Genomic DNA, 26,088 nt, shown 5'->3' on the forward strand with positions numbered 1-26,088 from the left:
CAGCAGACACAAGAGCTCAGTTCATGGCGACAACCATCTACGACATCGCAAAGCACGTCGGCGTCACCGCGGGCACGGTGTCGCGGGCGCTTTCCCGTCCGGAAAAAGTCCTGCCCGCCACGCGCGCGCGCATCGAGCAGGCCGCCGCCGCGCTGGGCTATGTCCCCAACGCGGTGGCCAGGACGCTCAAGACCCAGCGCAGCGGCAAGCTCCTGGTCACCGTCCCGGACATCGCCAATCCCTTCTTCGCCCAGATCCTGCAGGGCGCGGAAGACGCCGCGCAGGCGGTCGGCTACGCCGTGCTGCTGGGCGATACCCAGCACCAACCCGACCGCGAGGAGCGCTACGCGCAGATGCTCCCACGCAACGAGGCGGACGGCCTGATCGTGCTGGGGCACCGCTTGCCGCCGACGGCGCGTGAGATCGTCAAGCAGCAGGGCGACGCCGCGCCGGTGGTCAACGGCTGCGAGTTCGACCCGGCGCTGGGGATTCCCAGCGTCCACATCGACAACGCGGCCGCCGCGCGCGCCGTGATGGACCACCTGTATGGACTGGGGCACGCGCGGATCGCCGTGGTGGGCGGTCCGCCCGACAATCCCCTGCATCAGCAGCGACTGGAAGGAGTTCGCGCCTGCGCCAAGGCGCGCGGCCGCCTGCGCAACCTGACCGTCGTGCCGGGCGACTTCTCCGTGGAATCCGGCCATGCGGCGGCGATGGCGCTGTTGGGTCGTACACCCGCGCCGACCGCGATCTTCTGCTTCAGCGATCAAATGGCACTGGGTGCCCTGGCGGCCTGCCGGGACCTGGGAATCCGCGTGCCGGACGACCTGTCCATCGTCGGCTTCGATGATCTGGCCTCGTCCAGCTACCTCACGCCGCCATTGACGACCATCAGGCAGCCGATGCGGGAGATCGGTGTCCGCGCGGTCAACCTGCTGCTTGCCATCATCGAACGGGTGGACGTGCCGCTGCAGCAGACGCTGGACTTCAGCTTGATGGTGCGCGGGTCGACCGGCGCGCCGAGACAGTAGGTGACGCCAGGGCGGCGGCGATGTGCCTGATCGGTGCGCGCCGCCGTTTCCGCGGCAGATGACGGGCGTGCGGCCTCCGGGCAGCGCGCTTTTTCAGTTTCCAGCCCCGACGTCGCCGGAGGTTGGCGCCCAGCTTCCGGTGCGCCATCGGACAAACGCCTGGATTAGACTTCACATGTACGTCACGCCAACAGGAACAGGGGAACAGGGAATGAAGAGGGGACTGCACGCAGTCGCGTTGTTGTGTCTGCTGGGAGCGGGGAATGCATGGGCGCAGGTGGATCTGGCGCCGTATCTGAAGAAGGAAGAGTTCGGAGAGGTCAAGCTGTCGCCGACCGGTGAGTATTTCGCGGCCACCGTGCCGTTGGCGGATCGCACCGCGTTGGCGGTGATGCGGCGCGCCGACAACAAGATCGTCGGCAGTTTCTCGATGGAGAAGAACACCCATGTCGCCGACTTCGAATGGGTCAACGATACGCGTGTGCTGTTCAGCATGGACGTCAAGATCGGCGCGATGGACGAGCCTCGCCCGACCGGCGAGTTGTTTGCGATCAATGCCGATGGCAGTGCAGCTGAATTGCTAGTGGGGCAGCGAGTGACCGGCAATGGACCGGGTACGTTGATCCAGACCAAGAAGGTGGAAAAGGTCGCCGCGGATTGGGTTGGTCCGCTGCCGGGGGATGATCGCAACGTCGTGATCCGGGTGTATCCGTTCAGCGTCACCCAGGATCCGTACAGCCGTACCGAAGTGCTTGATGTGTATAGCGGCCGCCGGCGGCCACTGGTGGGTTCGCCAAAGGTACGTGGCGCCAAGTTTTTTACCGACGAGCAGGGCAAAGTGCGCTTTGCTATGGGCGCCGATGCGGATAGAGCCAGCAAGCTTTTCTACCGCGGCGCCGAGGGCGGCGACTGGCGGTTGCTCAACGACGAGACGGTAAGTCATCGCGTCGAAGAGCCTCTCGGTTTCTCAGAAGATGGAAAAGTCGCTTATCTGCGCGTTGAGCAGGCGAGTGGTAGCGATGTCATTGAGGCGTGGAGTGCCGACACCGGCGAGCGCAAGGTGGTGGCGCGCGATCCATTGGCTGATCCACACGACACGCTCTATCGCCATGGCACCCACGTTCCGATCGGCGTCGTGGTGCTCGGCGATAAACCGCACACGCTTTTCTTTGATTCGACTTCACCAGAGGCGAAGACCCAGCGTTCATTGGAAGCTGCGTTTCCTGGGCAGTCCGTTTATGTTACGTCGAGTACCCGCGACGGTCGTCTCAACCTTGTGCAGGTGACGTCCGGGCGCAATCCCGGCGAGTTCTACCTGTTCGATACCGAGGCCAAGAAAGCGGACTTTGCCTTTGCGCGGCGTGCCGCGCTGCAGCCGCCCAAGCTGGCCGAAGTGAGGCCTGTATCGTTGCAGGCGCGCGACGGCCTCGCACTGCACGGTTTCGTGACCTTGCCCGCTGCCGCCGCGTCCGGCAAGGTGCCGATGGTGGTGATGCCGCATGGCGGACCAATTGGTGTCTTCGATAGCGGCTTGTTCAACGAAAGTGCGCAGATCCTGGCGAGCGCTGGCTATGCCGTGCTACAGATCAACTACCGTGGTTCCGCCAACTACGGCCGCGCCTTCACTCTGGCGGGTGGTGAGCAGTGGGGCGGCGCGATGCAGGACGATGTCACCGATGCCACACGTTGGGCGATCTCCCAGGGGATTGCCGATCCGCAGCGCATCTGCATGTTCGGTGCCAGCTATGGCGCCTATGCGTCGCTGATGGGCGTGGCCAAGGAGCCGTCGCTGTATCGCTGCGCCGCCGGCTATGTCGGTGTTTACGATCTACCTATGTTGTACGTCAAAGGTGATACTCAACAGCGCGATTCGGGCAAGACCTATCTGCGCGAATGGGTCGGTTCCCCCAGCGAGCTGGCTGCGGTGTCGCCGGTCAATCTGGCCGACAAGATCAAGGTGCCCGTGTTCCTGGCGGCGGGTGGCGAGGACGAGCGCGCGCCCATCCAGCACTCCAAAAAGATGGAAGCCGCCCTGAAGAAGGCGGGGGTGCCAGTGGAGACGCTGTACGTCCCGACCGAGGGCCATGGCTTCTACACCGAAGCGCATCGTCGCGATTTCTACACCCGGCTGCTGGCGTTCCTGAGCAAGTCGCTGGGCGGCGCGCAGGCGGCGCCGGCGGCAGCGAAGCCGTAAGGGGTCCGACTGGCGATGCATGCCTGCACGGCACGCATCGCAGGCGCACGACGTCAGTGCGGTCCGGGGCAGGTCCGGACCGCACTCGCCTTGATTGGTCGGCAGCTGGGCCTGACGCTCGTTGCGGCGAAATCGCGGTCGCAATGATGCGACCTCAGCGGCAATCCCCTCAATGCACCCCATGCATCATCCGCCGCAGCAGGGGCGCGGCGAGGAAGGCCAGCACCGCACAGCCCACGCCGATCCACAGCAGCAGCCAGAACAGGTGCGCGTACTTGGCCGCGGCGTCGGCGATGTTGAGGGTCTGGCCATCCGGCACCTCGATCGCGGCCAGCTTGCCGAACAGCGCCGCCAGCGCCTCGGAGAACGCCGTGGCCAGGAACCAGGTGCCCATCATCAGGCTGACCACGCGCGGCACCGCGAGTTGGGTCACCGCCGACAGGCCGACCGGCGACAGGCACATTTCGCCGGCCTCCAGCACGAAGTAGGCCAGCACCAACCACCACACGCTCGCCATCTGGCCGGTCGCGCCGACCTGTTGCGCGGCCAGTGCCAGTGGCACGAAGGACAGGCCGGCCAGCAACAGCCCCATCGCCGACTTGGCCGGCTTGGACGGCTCGCGTCCGCGCCGCGCCAACCACGCCCACAGCGCGGCGAACAGCGGCGCCAGCAACACCAGGAACAGCGCGCCCAGATAGGTCAGGGAGCCGGCGGTCTGCGGCAGCACCAGGCAGTCGCGGATCAGGAACAGCAGCATCAACGCGCTGACCGCGACGAATAGCCGCCGCGGCGCCGACGAGCCGGGGCGGCGGTCGGACAGCGAGGCCGCCAGCACGAAGCCCAGCGGCGCCAGCAGCAACGAGGCGATCGACCAGGGCAGGGGCGTGCCGCCGCGGATCACCAGCGACGGCACGATGTCCTTGGTCATCAGCCGGTCGGTGAAGGTGACCCACGAGCCGTAGGTCTGCTCGTACAGGGTGAAGTAAACCAGCGCCATCGCGATCAGCACCATCAGCGCGATCATCTGCTGGCGCTGCACCGGGGTGCACTGGGTGCCGGTGAACCAGGCGAACCACAGCAGCACCGCGCCGAGCACCAGCAGCATCAGCAGCAGGGCCAGGGAAATTTCCCCGCCCAGGCTGAAGGCGCCGTTGGCCGCGGCCCACATCAAGGCGGCCACCGGCAGCACGCCCAGCACGGCGCACAGGTAGATCGCCCATTCGCGCGGCACGCCCAGCATGCGCTCGCGCAGCAGCGCCGGCTGCGCCGGTTCGGCGTGGCCGTGCAGGTATTTCTGGCCCCACAGGAACATGCCCAGGCCGAGCAGCATGCCGATGCCGGCCGCGCCGAAGCCGTAGCGCCAGCCGTAGGCCTCGCCGAGGAAGCCGCAGACCAGCGAGGCGAACAGCGCGCCGAGATTGATGCCGGCGTAGAACAGCGAGAAGCCGGCATCGCGGCGCGGATCGTCGGCCGGGTACAGCTTGCCGACGATGGTGGAGATGTTGGGCTTGAGGAAGCCCACGCCCATGATGATCAGTGCCAGCGACAGGTAGGTCACGCCCAGGGATGCGGTGTCGCGGACCACCTCGCCGTTGACCCGGGTGGCGGCGTGACCCTCGAAAGCCATGCCGATGTGGCCGAGCACCAGCAGCAGGCCGCCGAACACCACCGCCTTGCGCATGCCGAGCCAGCGGTCGGCGAGCAGTCCGCCAAGCACCGGCACGCAGTACACCAGGCCGCCGTAGGCGCCGAGCAGGTCGAGTCCCGCGTCGTCGCCGAACAGGTGGTACTTGGTCAGGTACAGCAGCAGCAGCGCCTTCATGCCGTAGAAGGAGAAGCGCTCCCACATCTCGGTGAAGAAACAGACGTAGACGCCCTTGGGATGGCCGAGGAAATCGTCGCGCGCGTCGCGCAGCGGCAGGGAGGACACGGACACGGCGACTCTCGGCGCAGGAAGGCAGCGGCGGAGTATAGGCGCGCGGGGGGCCGCGCGAATGGCGGCGCGCGGCATGGGTGGTTCGGCGGCGGCCGTACCCTCACCCCAACCCCTCTCCCGGTGGGAGAGGGGCTAACAGCTGCCTCAGCCTCTGCAAATCCCCAATCCCGAATCCCCAATCCCCGCCCCCAGGCATGTGCCACAAGCTGGGCACCGCGATGCTGGACTTGCCCGGCCCCAGACGCTAGCGTGCAAAGCGTTTTTGTCGTTTCAGGGGTAACCATGAACAACGCTGCCGCGCCGCGCCAGCTCACGTTCCGTGCCGTGGTGCTGGCGATCGTGCTGGCCGTGGTGCTGTCCGCCGCCAATGCCTACCTCGGTCTGTTCGCCGGCCTGACCATCGCCACCGCGATTCCGGCGGCGGTGGTGTCGATGGGGGTGCTGCGCCTGCTCGGCGGCGGTTCCATCCTCGAGAACAACATCGTGCAGACCGGCGCCTCGGCCGGTTCCTCGATCGCGGCCGGGGTGATCTTCACCATCCCGGCGCTGGTGATCATGGGCTACTGGCCGGACTTCAAGTACTGGTGGGTGCTCGGCATCGCCGGCATGGGCGGCCTGCTCGGGGTGCTGTTCTCGGTGCCGCTGCGGCGCTCGATGATCGTCGAGGATCCGCTGCCGTTCCCGGAGGGCAAGGCCGCCGCGGAAGTGCTCAAGGCCGGTGAGAATCCCGGGCCGGGGCTGAAGATCCTGGGCCTGTCGGCAGCGATCGGCGGGCTGGTCAAGCTCGGCGCGGCCAGCGGCCTGAAGGTGATTCCGGATACCTGGGCGCAGGCCGCATACATCGGCAGCAGCAAGATGGTCGGCTACGTCGGCACCAATCTGTCGCCGGCGTTGCTGGGCGTGGGCTACATCGTCGGGCTCAACGTCGGCATCGTGGTGCTGTCCGGCTCGATCCTGTCCTGGCATCTGGCCATCCCGCTGTACCAGCAGTTCTTCATGGGCTCCGACCCGGCGCTGGCGCAGAGCCTGGTCAATGCGCCGGCGGCCGAAGCGGCGTTCGGCATCTGGGCGGCCAAGGTGCGCTATCTGGGCGTGGGCGCGATGCTGATCGGCGGCGTGTGGACGCTGTTCTCGCTGCGCAAGTCGCTGCTGTCGGGCGTCAAGAGCGGCTTCGCCGCGGCGCGCAAGAGCACCGGCGGCGCCGCGGTGGCCGAGACCGATCGCGACCTGCCGATGAAGTGGATGCTGGTCGCGCTGCTGCTGTGCACGCTGCCGCTGCTGGGCCTGTACCAGGCCATCGTCGGCCAGTGGCACGTCAGCGTGCCGATGACCCTCATCATGATCGTCGCCGGTTTCCTGTTCGTCTCGGTGTCCGGCTACCTGGCCGGCCTGATCGGCTCGTCGAACAACCCGGTCTCCGGCATCACCATCTCCACCATCCTGTTCGCCTCGGCGGTGCTGGTGCTGTTGCTCGGGCGCGATTCGCCGATCGGCGCGGTCGCCGCGATCATGATCGGCGCAGTGGTGTGCTGCGCCGCGGCGGTGGGCGGCGACAACCTGCAGGATCTGAAGGCCGGCTACCTGGTCGGCGCCACGCCGTGGAAACAGCAGCTGATGCTCGCGATCGGCGCGTTCTCTTGCGCGTTGATCATGGCGCCGGTGCTGAATCTGCTGGCCCAGGCCTATGGCATCGGCGCAGCCACGCCGCAGCATCCCAATGCGCTGGCGGCGCCGCAAGCCACGCTGATGGCGTCGGTGGCCAAGGGCCTGTTCGGCGGCGAGTTGCCGTGGACCATGATCGGCATCGGTGCCGGCGTCGGTGCGGCGATCATCGCGCTGGACGAGTGGCTGAAGAAGACCGGCAAGCGCTTCCGCGTGCCGGTGCTGGCCGCGGCGATCGGCATTTACCTGCCGCTGGAGCTGATGGTGCCGATCTTCCTCGGCGGCCTGCTGACCCACCTGGTCGAGCGCTTCCACAAGATCCGCGCTGATGACGAAGAGGGCCGCGATCGCGTGCACCGCCCGGGCACGCTGTTCGCCGCGGGCCTGATCACCGGTGAGGCGTTGATGGGCATTGCGATCGCGGTGCCGATCGTGGCCTCGGGCCGCGCCGACGTGCTGGCGCTGCCGGAAGCATTCCACCTCAACCAGTGGTACGGCCTGGCGCTGCTGGCCTTCGTCGGCTGGCTGCTGTACCGCACCGGCCGCAAGGGCGAAGCCGCGGCCGCGCCGCGCACGTAACCGGCGCAATCGCCTCCTGCAACGCAACATCCGAAGCCCGGCCCCGCGCCGGGCTTCGCTTTTTCCGGCCGGGCCCGCGCGCCGCACTTGCCGATCACATCAGCTTCTCGCTGGCTGCTCCGCGCCGCGTGTGTCGCAAAGACCGAATCTTGCCCCGGCCGCGTGCGCCTCCCGCGGTCCGCCTCACCACCAAGGCCAGCTTCGGCACCGGCCTGCTGCACTTCGCCGTATCAGTGCCTCGCGGCCACTCCCGATCCACCACGCTCATCTGGCCGCGGTATGGCCACGGTCCGCTTGCTATCCGAAACCGGGTCAGTGCGGGTCTTCGTAATCACAGCCGAGCCAGCGCACCGCGCTTCCCAATTCCCAATCCCGATTCCCCATTCCCAGCTCTTCCATGACTTCAGTCCTTTGCGCCACGCCCACCGCGGCCCCTACCATCGACGTTTTGCCGTGTTCCGGAGACGCCCGATGACCCTGCGCTACGCCTTGCTGCCCCTGGCCCTGCTGACCGCGCTGCCCGCGCTGGCCGCCACCCGCGGTTTCGAAGTTCGCGACATGGTCGCGCTGGACCGGGTGTCCTCGCCGCTGCTGACGCCCGATGGCGGCACGGTGATCTTCGCCAAGCGGCAGATGGACAAGGCGCTGGAGAAGTCCAGCACCAGCCTGTGGCTGCGCGACCTGCGCACCCGCGATGCGGCGCCGCCGAAGCGGCTGACCCCGGAAGGCTGGAACGTCAACTCGCCGGAACTGTCGGCCGACGGCAAGACCGTGTACTTCCTCAGCGCCAAGTCCGGCCGCCAGCAGCTGTACGCGCTGCCGCTGGCCGGCGGCGCGCCGCGCCAGCTCACCGATTTCGCGCTGGACGTGGACAGCTACCGCATCGCCCCGCAGGGCGACCGCGTGGCCTTCAGCGCCGGCGTGTTCCAGGACTGCGGCTCGGACCTGGCCTGCACGCAGAAGCGCCTGGACGCCAAGAAGCAGTCCAAGGCCACCGGCGTGGTGTTCGACCAGTTGTTCGTGCGCCACTGGGATACGTGGAACGACGGCCGCCGCAACAGCCTGTTCGTCGCGCCGCTGCCGGCCGGCGCCAAGGCCAAGCCGGTCGCCGGCGCCTCGGCGGTCAGCGTGACCCTGGCCGGCGACATCCCCTCCAAGCCGTTCGGCGGCAGCGAGGACTACACCTGGGCGCCGGACGGGCAGTCGCTGGTCGCCAGCGTGCGCGTGGCCGGCCGCGAAGAACCGTGGTCGACCAACTTCGACCTGTACCGGCTGGACGCCGCCGGCAAGGCCGCGCCGGTCAACCTGACCGCGTCCAACCCGGCCTGGGACGCCGGCCCGGTGTTCTCCGCCGACGGCAAGACCCTGTTCTACCGTGCGATGAAGCGCCCCGGCTTCGAGGCCGACCGCTTCGGCCTGATGGCCATGGACGTGGCCAGCGGCAAGACCCGTGAGATCGCCCCGCAGTGGGATCGCTCGGCTGGCGAGCTCGTGCTCTCGGCCGACGGCAAGACCATCTATACCACCGCCGACGACATGGGCCAGCACCCGCTGTTCGCGGTCGACGTGGCCGATGGCAAGGTCCGCACCGTGGCCGCCGACGGCAGCGTCGGCTCACCGGTCCTGGCCGGCACCACCCTGGCCTTCACCCGCAACAGCCTCAAGAGCGGCGACCAGATCGTGGTCGCCGACGCCGATGGCCAGCAGCCGCGCGCCATCACCCCCAGCGCCGGCGAACTGCTGCCGGACGTGAAGTTCGGCGACTACGAGCAGTTCTCGTTCAAGGGCTGGAACAACGACACCGTGCACGGCTATGTGGTCAAGCCGTACAACTACCAGGAAGGCAAGACCTATCCGGTGGCGTTCCTGATCCACGGCGGCCCGCAGGGCAGCTTCGGCAACGGCTGGAGCTATCGCTGGAACCCGCAGACCTATGCGGGGCAGGGCTACGCGGTGGTGATGATCGACTTCCACGGTTCCACCGGCTACGGCCAGGCCTTCACCGATGCGATCAGCCAGCACTGGGGCGACCGCCCGCTGGAAGACCTGCAGAAGGGCTGGGACGCGGCGCAGAAGCAGTACGGCTTCCTCAATGGCGACAAGGCCTGTGCGCTCGGCGCCAGCTACGGCGGCTACATGGTCTACTGGATGGCCGGCAACTGGAACAAGCCGTGGAAGTGCCTGGTCGACCACGACGGCGTGTTCGACAACCGCATGATGGGCTACGCCACCGAGGAGCTGTGGTTCAGCGAGTGGGAGAACGGCGGCACGCCGTGGCAGAACCCGGCCGGCTACGAAAAGTTCAACCCGATCCTGCACGTGGACAAGTGGAAGGTGCCGATGCTGGTGATCCATGGCCAGCAGGATTTCCGCATCCCGATGGAGCAGGGCCTGGCCGCGTTCGGCGCGCTGCAGCGCAAGGGCATCGAGTCCAAGTTCCTGTACTTCCCGGACGAGAACCATTGGGTGCTGAAGCCGCAGAACAGCATCCTCTGGCACGACACGGTCAACGGCTGGCTGAAGCAGCATATCGGGCAGTGAGGGGACCTGGGGCCTGGGTTTCCCGGGCCCCTTCTGGGAATACGGCCCAGGTCCCGGGATTCGGGATTCGGGATTCGGGATTCGGGATTTTCCCGCGATCCCGGTAATCCGATGGCCCTTGTGGGAGGGGCTTCAGCCCCGACGCCTTACCGCTAAAGCGTCGGGGCTGAAGCCTCTCCCACAAAAACAACAGGGCGCTTGCAGCGCATCGCTCCTGCGAATTCACCCGCGGCCTGTTGCTCTCTTTCGATCTTTGTTGACACCTCCAAACCTCCAATCGCGGCGCACGAATCCCGAATCCCCACTCCCGAATCACCGCCCTAAAGCCCGATGCCCTCGACGCCCCTGATCACCAACGACATCGTCATCTTCGGCCTGATCGCCGCCACCCTGGGCGCGGTGTTCTGGACCGCGGCGCGGCCGTCGGGAGTCTGGAAGCGCTTCTACGGCTTCGTGCCGGCGCTGCTGTTGTGCTACCTGATTCCCGGCATCTACAACACCGTCGGGCTGATCGACGGCCAGCACAATTCGCTCTACAACCCGGTCGCGCGCGACGTGCTGCTGCCAGCGGCGCTGGTGCTGCTCACCCTCACCATCGATCTCAAGGGCATCCTGCGGCTGGGGCCGAAGCTGGTGGCGATGTACCTGGGCGCGTCCTTCAGCATCATGCTCGGCGCGGTGGTCGCGTTCCAGGTGATGAAGTGGCTGCATCCGGTGACCGTGGCCGGCGACACCTGGGCCGGCATGGCCGCGTTGGCCGGCAGTTGGATCGGCGGCGGCGCCAACATGCTGGCGATGCGCGAGGTGTTCCAGGTCGACGCCACCACCTTCGGCCAGTTCGCGGTGGTCGACGTCGGCGTCGGCTACGTGTGGATGGCGCTGCTGATCTTCTTTGCGCAACGTGCGCCGGCGATCGATGCGCGCACGGGCGCCGACACCCGCGGCATCGACGACCTCAAGCAGCGCATCGCCCACTTCCAGGCTCAGCACGAACGCGTGGCCAGCCTCACCGACCTGATGCTGATCGTCGGCGTGGCCTTCGGCGCGGTCGGCCTGGCGCATGCGATCGCCACCCCGACCGCGGCGTGGTTCGACGCGAACGTGAGCTGGGCCAAGCAGTTCAGCCTCGGCTCGCCGTTCGTGTGGGTGGTGGTGCTGGCCACCACCTTCGGCCTGCTGCTCAGCTTCACCCGCGCGCGCACCCTCGAGGGCGCCGGCGCCTCGCGCATCGGCACGCTGCTGCTGTATTTCCTGATCGCCTGCATCGGCATGCAGATGGATCTGCTGGCGCTGTTCGACCGGCCCTGGATCTTCGCGCTCGGCCTGATCTGGCTCATCGTGCACGTCCTGCTGCTGCTGGCGCTGGGCAAGCTGCTGCGGGTGCCGTTCTTCTACTTCGCGATCGGCTCGCAGAGCAACGTCGGCGGCCCGGCCTCGGCGCCGGTGGTGGCGGCCGCGTTCCATCCGGCGTTGGCCCCGGTCGGCGTGCTGCTGGGCACGATGGGCTACGCCACCGGCACGTACCTGGCCTATCTGGTCGGCATCACCCTGCGCGCGATGGCCGGTGCGGGCTGAGTCACGCGGGCGCGCCACCGCAGAAGGTAAGCGTTCGTGCCGACCGCTTCAGGCGAGCGTTGCGGTGGGGTTACGCGTGCTGCGGCTCTCACCCACAAGGTTTCCTGTCGGATGACCTTGGCTCGCAGCATGCCTGTCGCTTCGCCGTCCTGGTCTGATTCGGCAGGCGTCCTCGCGGACGCCTGCCATGACCGAGCCCGTGGCGGCGACTACTGCATCGCCACGCTGCGCTGCCGTTCTTCCTGCTGCTGCGGCGGCGCCTGCAGGTTCTGCTGCTGCAACTGGCCGACGTTGGCCTGCGACGGCTCGTGGGCCGCGGCCGCGGTCTGGACCTGGCTGCGCAGGTGCGCCGGGTTCTCCGGTTGCCCCTGGACCGCGAACAGTCGGTCGCCATCGCGGCTGGGCAGCACCTGGTCGATGCGCTGCAGGCCGTCCTGGCCGGCGCGCGCGGCGACGCTGGCGGCGGTGTTGAGGAAGGCCGCGTCGTCGTGCAGGCCGAGCCGGTCGCGCTGGCCGTCCAACTGCACCACCGCGTCGTTGAACAGGCGGCTGCCGGTCGACAGCGAACCCGATTGCCCCTGGCTCTGGACCTGACCCTGGCTCTGGTTCTGCGCCAGGTCCTCGGCCTTCATCACCGAGTCGATGCCGTGCAGGTCCAGGCGATGCTTGAGCATCATCCCGGGGATCAGGCGCTGGCCGAACGACAGCGGGTCCGGTTCCGGCAGCTGGATCTGGTGGCCGGCGGCGTCGGGCATCAGGCCGCGGGTCAGCAGGTTGTCTTCCTGCAGGTAGGTCAGCAGTTCGTTCTTGACGTGATAGCCGCGGATCAGCCCGTCGGCGGCATAGGCCTTGGCCGCGTCGGCATCCAGCCCTTCGCGCTCGAGCGTCTTGTTGTTGACCCCGGCGGCGTTGAAGGTCACCGCCGGCACGTCGTTGACCATCGACGAGGCCGCGGCCAGGCCGCCGCCCAGCGAGTGCCCGGAGATCAGCAGGTTGTCGCCGAAGGCCTGCTTGGCCTGGCTGCCGAGCTGGATCGCCGAGGCGTACTGTGAGTCGGAAAAGCCCAGGCCCTGGCCGAGGTTGTGTTTCCAGTCCTTCAGTTCGTCGGTGCCGCAGAAGCCCAGCACCACGTTGCCCTGCGGGTTGCGGTAGAACGCGGCATCGAAGCCGCTCTTGGCGTCGTGCTGCAGGCTGGGATCGATGCCGGCGCGCTGCAGCGCGGCGTCGTCCATGCGCGACCAGCTGTCGGGCAGCGCGGCGAAGGTCTCGGCGCCGCCGGCGCGGCGTTCGGCCGCGGTGTGGTAGAGGTCCTGAAGCAGCGGCGGCAGTTGCCGGTCCACGGCCTGCGGCTGCTGGCCGCGGACGGCGTCGGAGAAGGAGGTGGACGGATCGGACGGGGAAAGCTCGTTCTGGTTCATGCGCGGCTCCGTGCGAATGTGGCGACCGACCGCGTCAGCGGCTCGCTTCCAACGGGATGGCGTGGGCGCTCAGCCAGGCGCGCACGTCGTTGCGGACCTGCTGCGCGTTGGCGTTGAGCAGGCGCTCGGGCGTGTTGAAGAAGTACGCCTGGAAGGTCTTGCCCTGGGCGTTGCGCAGGCTCGGATCGACCCCGGCCTGCAGCAGCTTGGGCACCCAGGGATTGCCGGCGCTGCTCTGCGCGGCCAGGTGCAGCAACGAGTTGCCTGTGGCGTCGACCCGTTTCGGGTCGGCGCCGGCCTTGAGCAGCATCTCGATCTGCGCGTCGCGCTTGCTCTGCACGGCGCGGAACAGCGGCGTCCAGTTCGCACGCGCGCTCACCGGGTCGACCGGGGCGCCGTGCTGCAGCAGGATCTCCAGGTATTGCGGATCCTTGGCCATGGCGGCCATGTGCACCACGGTTTCCTGATCCATGCCCGGCAGCGACGGGTCGGCACCGGCGTCGAGCAGCGCCGCCAGCGCGCGCGGCTGTTCGTTCCAGATGGCCCATTCGAGCAGGGTGACGTTCTGGTCGCCGTGCGCGGACAGGTCCGTGCTGGGCGCCAGGGCGGCGATGCGGGCGACGTCGCCGCGCGCGATGGCGGCGGCGATGTCGGCGAGTGCGGGGTCGCGGAACGCGACAGAATGATCCTGCAGCGAGGCTGACATGGCGGAATGCTCCTTGGCGCCGGACTGTGCGGCGCAACTGACCGAGAAGAACAGCGAGGTCGCGAGTGCGATCAGGGCGGGGACGGGCGTACGCATGCAAGGCTCCTTTCCTGTTCGCGGTCCTGGGATGACGGCGCACGTCCTGGCGCCGCTGCCGATGCTAGCAGCGGACCGCAGTGGTGTTGTGCCAGTTTTGTGACGCGGTCTGCGAATCTCTGGTGGCGTCCCGCCAGGCGGTCCGTCGTTTAACCGGAAACAAACGCTTGGCGGCCGGGATATTGCCGAGATGCGATTGCTGCCGCGAGCGGGCAGGGCGGACAGGCAGCGCCGCAGGGGCATGCAGCGCGTGCGCATGGGATTGGCCGCGCTGCCGCGACTGCAGGCGCCGCACAGGCGAGGGACATGTGCGCAGCGGCATAATGGACGTTTTCCCAAAGGAGCGCGCGATGACGGCGACCCCCTTCGACCTGTTGATCAGCGATTGCGACGGCGTGCTCGTCGACAGCGAAGTGCTGGCCGACCGGGTGATGCTCGACGCGCTGGGCGCCTATGTGCCGCGGGCCGAACTGGAACGCTTTCTCGCGGGCAGCTTCGGCCTCACCGCACAGGAAATCGTGCAGCGCGTGCAACGGCAGTACGCGCTGGCGCTGCCGCCGGGCCTGTACCAGGAGATCCGCACACGCTCGGAGGTGCTGATTGCCGCCGAGGTGCAGCCGATCGACGGCGTGCGCGAGGCCTTGCTGGCGTTGCCGCTGCCGCTGGCGGTCGCCTCCAACAGCATGCGCGAGAGCGTGGTCGCCTCGGTGGCGCGCGCCGGCCTGCATGAGCGTGTCGGTGAACGCATCTTCAGCGCCGACATGGTGGCGCGGCCCAAGCCCGCGCCGGACGTGTATCTGCTGGCGGCGCGCACGCTGGAGGTGGCGCCGGAACGCTGCCTGGTGATCGAGGACAGCGCCACCGGCGCCAGCGCCGCGCTGGCCGCGGGCATGACCGTGATCGGTTTCACCGGCGCCGCACACATCCCCGCCGGCCATGCCGCGACCCTGCGCCAGCTCGGCGTGGCCGCGGTGATGGAACACATGCGCGAGTTGCCGCGGACCTATGCGGAACTGGTGCGCGCCGCGGCGGCATGAAGAGCCGGGATTGGGGAATCGGGATTCGGGAATGGGAGCGGCGCCGCGAGTGCATGGCATCCGCGTGCTTCTCCGTAAGAGCGGCTTTAGCCGCGATGCCTTGTCGGTAACGCGTCGCGGCTGAAGCCGTTCCTACAACAGCCAAGCGGCGATGCCCATTGCAAGCATCGCCGCAGTTTCGTCACGATCACCGCCGCGTTCGCCGAATACCTTCAGGCGCCCGCCACCAATCCCCAATCCCGATTCCCCAATCCCGGCCTTTCAACAACAGCGAAACCCGCTCTTGCCGCCATACCGCGCCTCCTGGCGCTCGCGGAAGAAGGTCTTGTAGTCCATCGGCTCGCGGTCCGGGTGCTTTTCCAGCATGTGCCGCACGTAGTTGTCGTAGTCGGGAATGCCGCAGCACAGCCGCGCGGTCTGCACCAGGCGCCGCCATAGCCGGCGGTGCGCCTGGTACTGCCCGACCGGGACCAGGGCGCCGGCCATTACAGGTCCGCCATCTGGTGCGGCTGCAAGGCCACGTACGCGGTCTCGCGGTCGCTGCGCTGAGGGTTGCGGCGCGCGGCAAGAATGGTCTTCACCGCATAGATCAGCACCGCGAACACCACGCACAGGAACAGCGCGGTCAGCCCGGTGTTGACGTAGGCGTTGGTGACGATCTGCTGCATCTGCGCCACCGACTTGGCCGGTGCGGTGACGGTGCCGCTGGCGATGGCGTCCTGGAACTTGTGCGCCTGCGCCAGGAAGCCCTGCGACGGGTTGCGGTCGAAGATCTTGATGAGCCCGGCATAGGTGGTGCAGATCAGTAGCCACACCGCCGGCACCGCGGTCACCCACGCGTAGCGGTCGCGCTTCATCTTGAACAGCACCACCGTGCCCAGCATCAGCGCGATGCCGGCCAGCATCTGGTTGGAGATGCCGAACAGCGGCCACAGCGTCTGGATGCCGCCGAACGGATCGACCACGCCGGTGTACAGCAGGTAGCCCCACAGCGCCACGCAGCCGGCGGTGCCGATGATGTTGGCGGTCCACGACTCGGTCTTCTTCAGCGCCGGCACGAAGTTGCCGAGCAGGTCCTGCAGCATGAAGCGGCCGGCGCGGGTGCCGGCGTCCACCGCGGTGAGGATGAACAGCGCCTCGAACAGGATCGCGAAGTGGTACCAGAAGGCCATCATCGCGTCGCTGCTGTTGGGGATGGCCTGGTGCAGGATCTGCGCGATGCCCACCGCCAGCGTCGGCGCGCCGCCGGCGCGATGCAGAATGGTGGGTTCGCCGATCGCCGCCGCGGTGGCGGTGAGTTGCTCCGGGGTGATGGCGAAGCCCCAGGTGGTGCTGATGTGGTGTGCGGCGGCGGCGACGTCGGCGCCGATCACCGCGGCCGGGCTGTTCATCGCGAAGTACACGCCCGGGTCGATGATCGAGGCCGCCACCAGCGCCATCACCGCCACGAACGATTCCATCAGCATGCCGCCGTAGCCGATGTAGCGCATGTGCGACTCGTTGGCGAGCAGCTTGGGCGTGGTGCCCGAGGAGATCAGCGCATGGAAGCCGGACACAGCGCCGCAGGCGATGGTGATGAACAGGAACGGGAACAGGCCGCCCTTCCACACCGGGCCGTCGCCGCTGGCGGCGAACTGGGTCAGCGCCGGCATCTTCAGCTCCGGCATCACCACCAGGATACCGATCGCCAGCGCAATGATGGTGCCGATCTTGAGGAAGGTGGACAGGTAGTCGCGCGGGGCCAGCAGCAGCCACACCGGCAGCACCGAGGCGACGAAGCCGTAGCCGATCAGCATCCAGGTGATCTGCGTGCCGGTGAAGGTGAAGGCCGGGCCCCAGGTCGGATCGGCGGCGACCTTGCCGCCGAACCAGATCGCCGCCAGCAGCAGGATCAGCCCGACCACCGAAATCTCGCCGATCTTGCCGGGGCGGATGTAGCGCATGTACACGCCCATCAGGATCGCGATGGGCATGGTCGCGATCACCGTGAACATGCCCCAGGGGCTTTCCGCCAGCGCCTTGACCACCACCATCGCCAGCACCGCCAGGATGATGATCATGATCAGGAACGCGCCGAACAGGGCGATGGTGCCGGGCACCTGGCCCATTTCCTCGCGCACCAGGTCGCCGAGCGAGCGGCCGTTGCGGCGGCTGGACAGGAACAGCACCATGAAGTCCTGCACCGCACCGGCGACCACCACGCCGACCACCAGCCACAGCAGGCCGGGCAGGTAACCCATCTGCGCGGCCAGCACCGGCCCGACCAGCGGCCCGGCGCCGGCGATGGCGGCGAAATGGTGGCCGAACAGCACGTGCTTGTTGGTCGGCACGTAGTCCAGGCCGTCGTTGTTGAGCACCGCCGGCGTGGCCCGGGTGGGGTCGAGCTGCATCACCTTGTCGGCGATGAACCGGCTGTAGAAGCGGTAGGCGATCAGGTAGATCGACACCGCGGCCACCACGATCCACAGCGCATTGATGTGTTCGCCGCGGCGCAGGGCGATGGTGCCGAGGCAGAAAGCCGCCAGGATGGCGAGTGCGGCCCAGGCCAGCTTGGAAAACCCTTTCATGCAGAACGCTCCCCTGGAGATTGCCGCAAGGGTCGCCCCGATGGCCTGGGGGGTCAATGGCGGGGAGGGCCGAGGGGCTAGTACTTTGGTCGTAGACAGTCCTTGTGACGAACGGTGTGGCGGGGACGGACGGCGCAGCGCGCGAGCCCCTCTCCCCCCGGGAGAGGGGTTGGGGTGAGGGTACGGGGGCGAAGCCCTGGCGAACCCAGCCTGTGCACGAGGCTGCGCCCGTACCCTCATCCGCCCCTGCGGGGCACCTTCTCCCGGTGGGAGAAAGGAAAGGCGCGAGCCCCTCTCCCCTCGGGAGAGGGGTTGGGGTGAGGGTCCGGGGCGCAGCCCTCGCGAAGCCAGCCTGCGCACGAGGCTGCGCCCGTACCCTCATCCGCCCCTACGGGGCACCTTCTCCCGGTGGGAGAAGGGAAAGGCATGAGCCCCTCTCCCTCGGGAGAGGGGTTGGGGTGAGGGTCCGGGGCGCAGCCCTCGCGAAGCCAGCCTGCGCACGAGGCTGCGCCCGCACCCTCATCCGCCCCTACGGGGCACCTTCTCCCGGTGGGAGAAGCGAACCAGTCGCCGCAGACGATGGAACGATGGGTTGCGCCGGTCGCGGTTGGCCGCGGTGGCGGCGGCACCCACAGTAGGGAGCTCATCAGGAGATCGTCCGCCATGACCGCTTCCACCACCGTCGCCCCCGCGCGCATCCTGCGTGCCATTCGCGGCCACGCCACCGCCGACGGCGATGGGGTCAAGCTGACCCGCGTCATCGGCGGCGGTGCGCTGCCCGAACTGGATCCGTTCCTGCTGCTCGACGAGTTCGGCACCGACCGGGCCGAGGACTACATCGGGGGTTTCCCCAGCCATCCGCACCGTGGCTTCGAGACCGTCACCTACATGCTCGACGGGCGCATGCGGCACAAGGACAACCACGGCAACGAGGGCCTGCTGACCCCGGGCAGCGTGCAGTGGATGACCGCCGGCCGCGGCCTGGTGCATTCGGAGATGCCGGAGCAGGAACACGGGCGCATGCGCGGCTTCCAGTTGTGGGTGAACCTGCCGGCGCGCGACAAGATGACCGCGCCGCGCTACCAGGAATTCGCGCCCGAGCGCATCCCGGTGGCGCAGCCGGCGCCGGGGGTGACGGTCAAGGTGATCGCCGGCCAGGTCGGCGAGGTGCACGGCCCGATCGCGCAGCCGGCCACCGACCCGCTGTATCTGGACATCGCGCTGGACGCCGGCACGCGCTGGGCGTTCGAGCTGCCGTCCGGACACAACGCCTTCGCCTACATGTTCGAGGGCGAGGCGGCACTGGGCGAGGGCGAGGCGGCGCGCGTGCTGCCGGCGCAGACGCTGGCGGTGCTCGGCGGCGGCGACCTGCTGCAGGTGCAGGCCGGCACGCAGGGCGCGCGGCTGATCCTGGTCGCCGGCCGACCGTTGCGCGAGCCGGTGGCGCGGCATGGGCCGTTCGTGATGAACACGCGCCAGGAACTGATGCAGGCCTTCGTGGATTTCCAGGAAGGGCGCTTCTGAGGGCGCGTTTCGCGCCGCATGTGGTGCGAGGGTTTGTTTCCTCGTAGGAGTGGCTTCAGCCGCGACAGGCATTCCCAATAACGCCGTCGCGGCTGAAGCCGCTGCTACGAGAGACCGCAGTGCATGGCGCAGTGCGCCGCCTCAGCGCTCCAGCGCCAGGCTCGACTGGCGCATGTCCAGCCCCTGCACCAGCGACTGCAGGGTCTGCAGTTCCTGGGTGTCGGCGGCGTCGATCCACACCTGGGCGAACTGGCCCTTTTTCAGCTCCGCGACCGCGATCCGGCGCGAGGCCAGGCCCGGCAGGTCGGCACCGCCGAGGTCCGGCCGGTACCAGTACACCTGCTCGCCGGCGATGGCGCCCTTTTCCTCGCGCAGCGTGCGCTGCAGCGGAATGTTCGGGTCGCGCGCGGTGAGCATCATGCCCAGCACCTGACGTCCGTCGGCGTCGCTGGCGCGGCAGACGATGAAGCCCTTGTCGCTGCGTTCGCTCCATTGCAGTTTGCTCTGCGGCGGCAGCGGTGGGCAGTTCTGTGCCTGCTGCGCGGTGGCGGCAGCGGCGGGCAACGCCGCCGCAGCGGTCAGCAGCGCCTTGCGCAAGAGTGTCTTCATTCGCGATGTTCCCCATACGCCGCGATGCGACGCGTTCGATCCATACGCACGCCTGCGGCGTCGTCTGCGGGAGCGCCCATCCTGTGCGGGATCCCGGCAGTGCATCCCCCGACGCAGTGCGTGTCCCGTGTGCGGTCACGCGTGCGCGGCCGCGTCTGCACCATAGCCCAGCATGGCCGCGCTGACAATTGGGATGCGGATTCCGGAACATCCGTACGCGTGGTACGGCATGCCGGCACCCGCGCGGCTGCGCCGATCAGGCGGTTGCGGGCGCGGATCGCGGGGGGACGAGGGCGGTGGCGCTTCGCGTGTGTGGGGGCGGTGGCCCGATGCAGGCCTGCCGCCGGCTCAGCGGCCGGGTTCGGGCAACGGGATGAATTCCTGGTCGTCGCCGGGGATCGTCCCGAAGCGGCCCTCGCGCCAATCCTGCTTGGCCTGCTCGATGCGTTCCACCGAACTGGAGACGAAGTTCCACCAGAGGTGGCGCGGGCCATCCAGCGGTTCCCCGCCCATCAGCATGGCCTTCAGCGGGGTCTTTGCGCGCAACCGCCCGCGCGCGCCGGGCTCGGGCAGGACCAGGTGCCGCGCCGGAATGTCCACGCCGTCCAGTTGCGCCTCGCCTTCGAGGATGTACAGCGAGCGCTCGACGTGCCGCGCGTCCAGGTCGATTTCGGCGTCCGCCTCCAGGTCCAGGGCCACGTTGAGGGTGTCGGCGAACACCGTGACCGGCGATTCCTCGCCGTAGGCGCGGCCGGCGATCACCCGCAGCCACGCGCCGTCGCGGCGCTGCTGCGGCAGGCTGGCCGCGGCATGGTGGTAGAACGCCGGTGCGGTTTCTTCCGCCGATTTCGGCAGCGCCACCCAGGTCTGCATGCCGTGCAGCGGATGTGCATGCTCACGCAGCGTGGTCGGTGTGCGTTCGGAGTGGGAGATGCCGCGGCCGGCGGTCATCCAGTTGACGTCGCCGGCGCGGATCACCTGGTCGGAGCCGAGCGAATCGCGGTGGCCGATCTCGCCGGACCACAGGAAGGTGACCGTGGCCAGGCCGATGTGCGGATGCGGGCGCACGTCCACGCCGTGGCCCGGCTCGAACACCGCCGGGCCCATGTGGTCGATGAAGACGAAGGGGCCGACGCTGCGCGCCTGCACGCTGGGGACGGCGCGGCGCACTTCGAAGCCGCCGATATCGTGGACGCGGGGGGCGATCAGGGTGGGCATGCCGGCGCTCGTGGTGGCAGGAACGGAGCGCAAGCTTCGCATGCGGACGCGTGGCACGGACGCCGGCGGCGCAAGACGCAATGTTCCGCGTGCCGCGGCGCCTGGTGTGCGCCTCTCTTGCGCAGGTGATGCGCGTTCGCAGGTGCGCATCGCGACACGACGCAGGCGACAGGCGACTGCGTGGATCCACGCCCCCGGGCGGGGGCGACCGATCGACGACGCCGGTGGGGACAACGCCATGTGGTTTCAATCCAACGCGTCCGTTTCGGACGCGACACGACAGTGCGGATGCGGCGAGTGCGCTTTCGCAGTCGCGCCAGCGGATGCCGAGGCTACAGCAAGCCCGGCTGGGCGATCGCCACCTCGCCGCGGCGCGAGGCCAGCCGATCGGCCAGCCGGGTCGGTTCCGGCAGGCGGTAGCCGCGCAGATAGCGCTGGGTCCACTGCAGCGCGCTGTCCACCGCCACACGATGGCCGGGCGAGACGATCAGCGGATTGCAGCGCAGCTTGCTGCGCAGCGCCCAGCCCACCACCTCGCCGCGATGCACGATGGGGCTGTGGTCGCCGGCCTGCGCGCCGGGCTCCTCGAAGCGGCCGGCCAGCAGGGTCTTGGCCACGCCGATGCTGGGCAGCCCGGTGACCACGCCGAAGTGCGCGGCGATGCCGAGCCGGCGCGGATGGGCGATGCCCTGGCCGTCGACGAACACCAGGTCCGGCCGCTGCCGCAGCAGACCCAGCGCAGCCAGCAAGGCCGGCAGTTCGCGGAAGCTGAGCAGGCCGGGCACGTAGGCCATCGAGGTGGGCACGCGCGCGATCTCGGCCTGGTGCGGCTGCAGGGTCTGCGCGTCGAGCAGTACCGCGGCGGCGCGGGTGACCTGGCCGTCGTCCTCGAAACCGACGTCGAAGCCGGCCAGCCAGCGCGGCGGGTCGGGCACCTCGTCCTGCAGGCTGACCTGGCGCGCCAGCGTCGCCTGCAGCGCGCGCGCCTGCACGATGCTGCCGTGCCAGTCGCCGAATACGGAGTGCGAAGAAGTGTCCATGCGCGGATGATCGCGCCGTCTTCGTGGCTGGGGTGTGGAGAGGCTGGGAATCGGGAATGGGGAATGGGGAATCGCAACGGCTTTGTTCTCCAGCAAGCCGGACAGCCAAGCGCCGCCTGCTGGTCAGAGCCGCGCGGGAACTGCTTCAACGATTCCCCATTCCCGATTCCCCATTCCCAGCCAAGAGCTACAATCCAGGGCCGCACCACCCACGCATCCCCCAACGGAGACCGTCGCAGTGACCCGCAAACTCGTACTGTTGCGCCATGGCCAGAGCCAGTGGAACCTGGATAACCGCTTCACCGGCTGGGTCGACGTCGACCTGACCGAGCAGGGCCGCCAGGAAGCCGTGGCCGCCGGCCGGCTGATGCGCGAGGAGGGGCTGCAGTTCGACGTCGCGCATACCTCGGTGCTCAAGCGCGCCATCCACACCTTGCAGGGCGCGCTGAAGGAACTGGACCAGGACTGGCTGCCGGTGCACAAGAGCTGGCGTCTCAACGAACGCCACTATGGCGGCCTGCAGGGCCTGGACAAGGCCGAGACCGCGGCCAAGCACGGCGAGGACCAGGTCAAGATCTGGCGCCGCTCCTACGACATCCCGCCGCCGCCGATGGACGCCGAGGATCCGGGCCATCCGCTGCACGACCGCCGCTATGCCACCCTGGACCGCAACGCGCTGCCGGCCACCGAATCGCTGGCGACCACGCTCGAGCGCGTGCTGCCGTACTGGCACGACGCCATCGCGCCGCAGCTCAAGGCCGGGCAGACCGTGCTGGTCACCGCCCATGGCAACTCGCTGCGCGCGCTGTACAAGTACTTGAACGACGTCTCGCGCGAAGAAATTCTCGAACTCAACATTCCCACCGGCATCCCGCTGCTGTTCGAACTGGACGACAGCCTGCAGGTGCAGTCCTACCGCTACCTGGGCGACCCGGAAGCGGCCAAGAAGGCCGCCGAAGCGGTGGCCAATCAGGGCAAGGCGAAGTAAGCACCAGGATCGGCACGCGGCCGGCAGGAGAACGCGATGGGTGGATTCAGTATCTGGCATTGGCTCATCCTGCTGGTCGTGCTCGCCTTGCCGCTGCTGGTCGGCATGGTGGTGTGGCTGGCGATCCGCGCCCAGCGGCGCCGGCCGGCCGCGGCGCCGCCGCCATTGCCTCCCGTCGACTCGGTCGAGCAGCGCCTGCGCGCGCTGGAGCAGCTGAAGGCGCAGGGATTGATCGATGCGGCGGAGTACACGCGCCGGCGCGAGCAGATCCTGGCCGCGTTGTGAGTGTGTGACGCCTCGGCAGGCGCCGCGTTCTCGCGGCCTGCCAAGCGAAAGTGCGGTGTCGACGCCGCGCCGCGTGTTGCATGCAGCGCGCGTTGCCGCAGCTGCGCGGCAACGGCTTAACCCCGGCATGTCCTTACCAGACGCAGCTGGTGAACAACAGCCCGGGCTGCACGTCCACCCAGCGCAGACGGTGCGCTTGTCCGGCCGGCAAGGCCGGCGCCAGCGGCGTGGCGATCCGCGTCTCCACGCTGCCGCTGGCCGGGTCGCAGCCTTCGATGCGCAAGGCGTCGAAATCGAAGAAGCGGCCGACGGTCGCCGCGGTGGCCTTGTAGAAACTCTCTTTCGCCGAGAAGCCCAGGGTCAGCGCATACGGCCAGCCGCAGACGCGGGCGAGCGCAGCCAATGCGTCACAGTCGCTGGCGTTCAGGGCCATGCTGCGGATCGCCTCGAGCTGGTCCGCGGCCACCACACGTTCGATATCCAGGCCGATGCCATTGGCTCCGGCGGACGTCGGCATGGCGATGGCGACCGCCACGCCGTCGGTATGCGAGAGGCTGCCGAGGAAACCCTCTGGCCAGAGCGGCGCGCGGTCGGGGCCGATCGGAAGGTCGGTGGCCGTGCTGCCGGCCGCCCGCAGCGCGGCGAGCGCCGCGCGCCGTCCGGCCAGGTACTCGGCCTGGCGCTTGCGCACGCTGCGCGCGATCGACGGCGGCTGCTGCACGCGGTGGCGCTGGAAATCGTCGCTGTCGAAGGCATCGACCTCGAACGGCAGCAGCCAGGCGTCCGGCACGGCGATGCGATGCGCGCCGAGAGCGAGGCGGGCGAACGGCGGGGCGGCGAGGGCCAGGGCATTCATGGCCCTAGCTTAGAGCGTGCGCTGGCCGTGCGGCGCGTGTGGGGCGCAGGCAGGCATCGCTGTGGTGACCTGTTTCCGCAAGGATTCATCCGAATGCAGCTTGTCCGGCAGGAACGGCGCTTGTCCCCTTCTGCGGGATCAGCCGCGACCGGCGTTCCCGGTAACGCCGGTCGCGGCTGAAGCCGCTCTTACAGCAGACGTTCCGCAGCGTTGCCTTCAGCCGTCGCTGGCGTCCACCCACACCCGCATTTCGCCCTCGCCGCGATTGGCCCAGGCGAAGTAGGGCACGAAGGTCAGGGGCTGCGGCTGCCGCGTCGGCGGCGGCGCATCGTAGCGGTACAGCGGTGCGGCCGCGGCGTCGACGTCGCCATGCAGGCGTTCGCCGGTGGCTTGCAGCAGCACCTGGCCGGCGAGCGCGCCGGTGCCGGGTACGGCCTGCAGCGTGGCGTTGGCCGGCAGGCGCAGCTGATGCAGGTCGGCGCCGTTGTCGGCCTGCTCCAGGCAGTACACCAGCGGCCCGCGTTGCACCGCGACCTTGCCGGCCAGGTGGCGCACGCGCGGGTGCCCGCTGACCCGCATCGGCGGCATCGGCAGGCGCAGCTGCAAGGTGTCGCCGGACTGCCAGCGCCGGCGCAGCACGCAGTAGCCGTGCTGGCGGTGCGCATCGATCGCCACCGGCTCGCCGTTGAGCCGCAGCTGCGGCGCCTGGCACCAGTCGGGCAGGCGCAGCGCCAGTGCCGCCTCCACCGGGGCGCTGCACTCCACCTCGAAGGCGATCGTGTCCTGCCACGGATATTCGCCGCGCTGGCGCAGGGTCAGGGTCTGCCCGCCGACCTCGAACCGCGCGTCGCTGCCGACATAGAGGTTCACGTACAGCGTGTCGTCGCGGCGGGTGTAGAGGTAGTGGCCGAGCGAGGTCAGCACGCGGGCGATGTTGGGCGGGCAGCAGGCGCAGCCGAACCAGCGCTGGCGCACGGGCTTCACATGATCGAAAGTGTGGTTGCCGTGCACGGTGGGCGGGTGCACTTCCAGCGGGTTGACGTAGAAGAAGTGGCGCCCGTCCAGGGCCATGCCGCCCAGCACGGTGTTGTACAGCGCCCGCTCCATCACGTCGGCGTAGCGGCCATCCGGCGCCAGCTGCAGCATGCGGTTGGCGAACATCATCAGCCCGATCGAGGCGCAGCTCTCGTTGTAGGCGGTGTCGTTGGGCAGGTCGTAGTCGACGCTGAAGGCTTCGCCGTAGCTCTGCGCACCGATCGCGCCGGTCAGGTACATCTGTCGCTGGGTGGCGTTGTCCCACAGGCGCTCGCAGGCCGCGCGCAGGGTGGCGTCGCCGCTGTGCCGGGCCAGGTGCGCCACGCCGGCGTACAGGTACACGAAGCGCACGGCATGGCCGACCGCGGTGTCCTGCAGCGCCACCGGCAGATGCGCCTGGCTGTAGGCCTTGTCCTGGATCATCCAGGCCGGGCCGTGCCCGCCCCAGAAGAAGGTCTGGCCGCGCTTGGCGTACTCCTCGTCGTAGTAGTGCGGCGTGGTGCCGCGTTGTTCGACGAAGTAGCGCGCCAGTGCCAGGTAGCGCGCCTCGCCGGTGGCCTCATACAGGCGCATCAGTGCCAGTTCGATCTGCGGATGCCCGGGGTAGCCGTGCAACTGCGTGGGGCCGGGGCCGAAGGTGGCGTCGATGTGGTCGGCGAGCCGGCACACGATGTCGAGCAGGGTGCGTTTGCCGGTGGCCTGGAAGTAGGCCACGCCGGCCTCGATCATGTGCCCGGCGCAGTACAGCTCGTGGCACTCGGCCAGGTTGGTCCAGCGTTCCTGCGGCGCCTTCACCGTGAAGTAGGTGTTGAGGTAGCCGTCGGCCTGCTGCGCAGCCCCGATCAGCTCGATGGTGGCGTCGGCATCGCGCTCCAGCGCCGGATCGGGATGCTGTGCGAGCAGGTAGGCCACCGCTTCCAGCCATTTGGCCACGTCGCTGTCCTGGAACACCATGCCGTAGAACGCGCCGTCGCTGCGGCCGGCGGCGATGCGGAAGTTCTCGATGGCATGGCTGGGTTCGGCATCGGCGACGTTGTCGTTGAGCGCGTCCCACTGGTAGGGCAGCACCACCTCCTGCACCAGGCGCTGGTAGCGCTGCCAGAACGGATCGGCGATACGCAGGTGGGCGAGCGGCAGTTCCGGGGACGGCACGGGCGAATGCGGCATGGAGCGGAGATCCTGGAGAGTGGG

19 protein-coding genes are annotated in these 26,088 nt (G+C 68.6%); 9 read left to right on the forward strand and 10 right to left on the reverse strand.

What is annotated here, in order from left to right; all coding sequences use genetic code 11:
- Nucleotides 1-23: 23 nt before the first annotated feature.
- Both ACHWVH_RS18960 and ACHWVH_RS18965 read left to right on the forward strand, forming a co-directional pair.
- Entirely contained in the window at nucleotides 24-1,031 is a 1,008-nt protein-coding gene (locus ACHWVH_RS18960; protein ID WP_267084786.1) for a LacI family DNA-binding transcriptional regulator, read from the forward strand.
- A 211-nt stretch (nucleotides 1,032-1,242) separates the two neighbouring features.
- Entirely contained in the window at nucleotides 1,243-3,225 is a 1,983-nt protein-coding gene (locus ACHWVH_RS18965) for an alpha/beta hydrolase family protein (RefSeq protein WP_394687796.1), read from the forward strand.
- A 169-nt stretch (nucleotides 3,226-3,394) separates the two neighbouring features.
- Here the strand turns inward: ACHWVH_RS18965 and ACHWVH_RS18970 are convergent, their stop codons facing one another.
- Nucleotides 3,395-5,161 carry a peptide MFS transporter gene (locus ACHWVH_RS18970; RefSeq protein ID WP_394687767.1) on the reverse strand — a complete coding sequence of 589 codons (1,767 nt, stop codon included), beginning with the start codon at nucleotides 5,159-5,161 and terminating at the stop codon, nucleotides 3,395-3,397.
- A gap of 282 nt (nucleotides 5,162-5,443) precedes the next feature.
- On the opposite strand from ACHWVH_RS18970, the gene ACHWVH_RS18975 reads away from it, so the two are divergent.
- The 3 genes from ACHWVH_RS18975 to ACHWVH_RS18985 all read left to right on the forward strand — a co-directional run bounded on the left by ACHWVH_RS18975 (nucleotide 5,444) and on the right by ACHWVH_RS18985 (nucleotide 11,518).
- Complete coding sequence (locus ACHWVH_RS18975; protein ID WP_150411195.1) at nucleotides 5,444-7,402, forward strand: OPT family oligopeptide transporter; 1,959 nt, start codon at nucleotides 5,444-5,446, stop codon at nucleotides 7,400-7,402.
- Nucleotides 7,403-7,873: 471 nt separating this feature from the next.
- On the forward strand, nucleotides 7,874-9,943 hold the full coding sequence (locus ACHWVH_RS18980; RefSeq protein ID WP_152238045.1) for a S9 family peptidase: 2,070 nt from the start codon (nucleotides 7,874-7,876) through the stop codon (nucleotides 9,941-9,943).
- Nucleotides 9,944-10,273: 330 nt separating this feature from the next.
- Nucleotides 10,274-11,518 carry a DUF819 domain-containing protein gene (locus tag ACHWVH_RS18985; protein ID WP_017909372.1) on the forward strand — a complete coding sequence of 415 codons (1,245 nt, stop codon included), beginning with the start codon at nucleotides 10,274-10,276 and terminating at the stop codon, nucleotides 11,516-11,518.
- Nucleotides 11,519-11,727: 209 nt separating this feature from the next.
- Here the strand turns inward: ACHWVH_RS18985 and ACHWVH_RS18990 are convergent, their stop codons facing one another.
- Nucleotides 11,728-12,936: an XVIPCD domain-containing protein gene (locus ACHWVH_RS18990; protein WP_295923986.1), complete on the reverse strand. Its 1,209-nt coding sequence runs from the start codon at nucleotides 12,934-12,936 to the stop codon at nucleotides 11,728-11,730.
- Between the two features lie 34 nt (nucleotides 12,937-12,970).
- Nucleotides 12,971-13,738 carry an ankyrin repeat domain-containing protein gene (locus ACHWVH_RS18995; RefSeq protein ID WP_394687768.1) on the reverse strand — a complete coding sequence of 256 codons (768 nt, stop codon included), beginning with the start codon at nucleotides 13,736-13,738 and terminating at the stop codon, nucleotides 12,971-12,973.
- A gap of 350 nt (nucleotides 13,739-14,088) precedes the next feature.
- Here ACHWVH_RS18995 and ACHWVH_RS19000 point away from each other — a divergent pair, with 350 nt between their 5' ends.
- The gene (locus ACHWVH_RS19000; RefSeq protein WP_295923978.1) at nucleotides 14,089-14,775 is read left to right on the forward strand and encodes an HAD-IA family hydrolase; all 687 of its coding nucleotides are present in this window, start codon (nucleotides 14,089-14,091) and stop codon (nucleotides 14,773-14,775) included.
- Between the two features lie 261 nt (nucleotides 14,776-15,036).
- Here the strand turns inward: ACHWVH_RS19000 and ACHWVH_RS19005 are convergent, their stop codons facing one another.
- Together ACHWVH_RS19005 and ACHWVH_RS19010 are read right to left on the reverse strand one after the other, a co-directional pair.
- Nucleotides 15,037-15,261: a YbdD/YjiX family protein gene (locus ACHWVH_RS19005; protein WP_017909376.1), complete on the reverse strand. Its 225-nt coding sequence runs from the start codon at nucleotides 15,259-15,261 to the stop codon at nucleotides 15,037-15,039.
- Nucleotides 15,261-17,342: a carbon starvation CstA family protein gene (locus ACHWVH_RS19010; protein ID WP_394687769.1), complete on the reverse strand. Its 2,082-nt coding sequence runs from the start codon at nucleotides 17,340-17,342 to the stop codon at nucleotides 15,261-15,263. The genes ACHWVH_RS19005 and ACHWVH_RS19010 overlap by 1 nt, the downstream gene beginning before the upstream one ends.
- A gap of 663 nt (nucleotides 17,343-18,005) precedes the next feature.
- Between ACHWVH_RS19010 and ACHWVH_RS19015 the strand changes: the two genes are divergently transcribed.
- The gene (locus tag ACHWVH_RS19015; protein WP_043095685.1) at nucleotides 18,006-18,866 is read left to right on the forward strand and encodes a pirin family protein; all 861 of its coding nucleotides are present in this window, start codon (nucleotides 18,006-18,008) and stop codon (nucleotides 18,864-18,866) included.
- 141 nt (nucleotides 18,867-19,007) lie between these two features.
- On the opposite strand, the gene ACHWVH_RS19020 is transcribed toward ACHWVH_RS19015, so the two are convergent.
- The 3 genes from ACHWVH_RS19020 to nfi form a co-directional block, all read right to left on the reverse strand.
- Nucleotides 19,008-19,475: a hypothetical protein gene (locus ACHWVH_RS19020; RefSeq protein ID WP_017917461.1), complete on the reverse strand. Its 468-nt coding sequence runs from the start codon at nucleotides 19,473-19,475 to the stop codon at nucleotides 19,008-19,010.
- A gap of 348 nt (nucleotides 19,476-19,823) precedes the next feature.
- Entirely contained in the window at nucleotides 19,824-20,693 is an 870-nt protein-coding gene (locus ACHWVH_RS19025; protein WP_017909379.1) for a pirin family protein, read from the reverse strand.
- 332 nt (nucleotides 20,694-21,025) lie between these two features.
- Entirely contained in the window at nucleotides 21,026-21,733 is a 708-nt protein-coding gene (gene nfi / locus ACHWVH_RS19030) for a deoxyribonuclease V (protein ID WP_394687770.1), read from the reverse strand.
- A gap of 238 nt (nucleotides 21,734-21,971) precedes the next feature.
- On the opposite strand from nfi, the gene gpmA reads away from it, so the two are divergent.
- Together gpmA and ACHWVH_RS19040 are read left to right on the forward strand one after the other, a co-directional pair.
- On the forward strand, nucleotides 21,972-22,721 hold the full coding sequence (gene gpmA / locus ACHWVH_RS19035) for a 2,3-diphosphoglycerate-dependent phosphoglycerate mutase (protein WP_010342084.1): 750 nt from the start codon (nucleotides 21,972-21,974) through the stop codon (nucleotides 22,719-22,721).
- 36 nt (nucleotides 22,722-22,757) lie between these two features.
- On the forward strand, nucleotides 22,758-23,006 hold the full coding sequence (locus ACHWVH_RS19040) for an SHOCT domain-containing protein (protein WP_267115207.1): 249 nt from the start codon (nucleotides 22,758-22,760) through the stop codon (nucleotides 23,004-23,006).
- 133 nt (nucleotides 23,007-23,139) lie between these two features.
- Here the strand turns inward: ACHWVH_RS19040 and ACHWVH_RS19045 are convergent, their stop codons facing one another.
- Together ACHWVH_RS19045 and ACHWVH_RS19050 are read right to left on the reverse strand one after the other, a co-directional pair.
- Complete coding sequence (locus ACHWVH_RS19045) at nucleotides 23,140-23,862, reverse strand: 4'-phosphopantetheinyl transferase (RefSeq protein ID WP_295923967.1); 723 nt, start codon at nucleotides 23,860-23,862, stop codon at nucleotides 23,140-23,142.
- A 216-nt stretch (nucleotides 23,863-24,078) separates the two neighbouring features.
- Entirely contained in the window at nucleotides 24,079-26,064 is a 1,986-nt protein-coding gene (locus ACHWVH_RS19050; protein WP_394687771.1) for a glycoside hydrolase family 127 protein, read from the reverse strand.
- Between the last annotated feature and the right edge of the window lie 24 nt (nucleotides 26,065-26,088).

This window comes from uncultured Xanthomonas sp. (genome assembly GCF_964278005.1).
Lineage (GTDB): Bacteria > Pseudomonadota > Gammaproteobacteria > Xanthomonadales > Xanthomonadaceae > Xanthomonas_A > Xanthomonas_A sontii.

Bases quoted from the DNA above. Each gene is read 5' to 3' on its own strand.
- ACHWVH_RS18960 (WP_267084786.1), top strand. From the start codon at position 24: ATGGCGACAACCATCTACGACATCGCAAAGCACGTCGGCGTCACCGCG.
- ACHWVH_RS18965 (WP_394687796.1), top strand. From the start codon at position 1,243: ATGAAGAGGGGACTGCACGCAGTCGCGTTGTTGTGTCTGCTGGGAGCG.
- ACHWVH_RS18975 (WP_150411195.1), top strand. From the start codon at position 5,444: ATGAACAACGCTGCCGCGCCGCGCCAGCTCACGTTCCGTGCCGTGGTG.
- ACHWVH_RS18980 (WP_152238045.1), top strand. From the start codon at position 7,874: ATGACCCTGCGCTACGCCTTGCTGCCCCTGGCCCTGCTGACCGCGCTG.
- ACHWVH_RS18985 (WP_017909372.1), top strand. From the start codon at position 10,274: ATGCCCTCGACGCCCCTGATCACCAACGACATCGTCATCTTCGGCCTG.
- ACHWVH_RS18990 (WP_295923986.1), bottom strand. From the start codon at position 12,936: ATGAACCAGAACGAGCTTTCCCCGTCCGATCCGTCCACCTCCTTCTCC.
- ACHWVH_RS18995 (WP_394687768.1), bottom strand. From the start codon at position 13,738: ATGCGTACGCCCGTCCCCGCCCTGATCGCACTCGCGACCTCGCTGTTC.
- ACHWVH_RS19000 (WP_295923978.1), top strand. From the start codon at position 14,089: ATGACGGCGACCCCCTTCGACCTGTTGATCAGCGATTGCGACGGCGTG.
- ACHWVH_RS19005 (WP_017909376.1), bottom strand. From the start codon at position 15,261: ATGGCCGGCGCCCTGGTCCCGGTCGGGCAGTACCAGGCGCACCGCCGG.
- ACHWVH_RS19010 (WP_394687769.1), bottom strand. From the start codon at position 17,342: ATGAAAGGGTTTTCCAAGCTGGCCTGGGCCGCACTCGCCATCCTGGCG.
- ACHWVH_RS19015 (WP_043095685.1), top strand. From the start codon at position 18,006: ATGACCGCTTCCACCACCGTCGCCCCCGCGCGCATCCTGCGTGCCATT.
- ACHWVH_RS19020 (WP_017917461.1), bottom strand. From the start codon at position 19,475: ATGAAGACACTCTTGCGCAAGGCGCTGCTGACCGCTGCGGCGGCGTTG.
- ACHWVH_RS19025 (WP_017909379.1), bottom strand. From the start codon at position 20,693: ATGCCCACCCTGATCGCCCCCCGCGTCCACGATATCGGCGGCTTCGAA.
- nfi (WP_394687770.1), bottom strand. From the start codon at position 21,733: ATGGACACTTCTTCGCACTCCGTATTCGGCGACTGGCACGGCAGCATC.
- ACHWVH_RS19040 (WP_267115207.1), top strand. From the start codon at position 22,758: ATGGGTGGATTCAGTATCTGGCATTGGCTCATCCTGCTGGTCGTGCTC.
- ACHWVH_RS19045 (WP_295923967.1), bottom strand. From the start codon at position 23,862: ATGAATGCCCTGGCCCTCGCCGCCCCGCCGTTCGCCCGCCTCGCTCTC.
- ACHWVH_RS19050 (WP_394687771.1), bottom strand. From the start codon at position 26,064: ATGCCGCATTCGCCCGTGCCGTCCCCGGAACTGCCGCTCGCCCACCTG.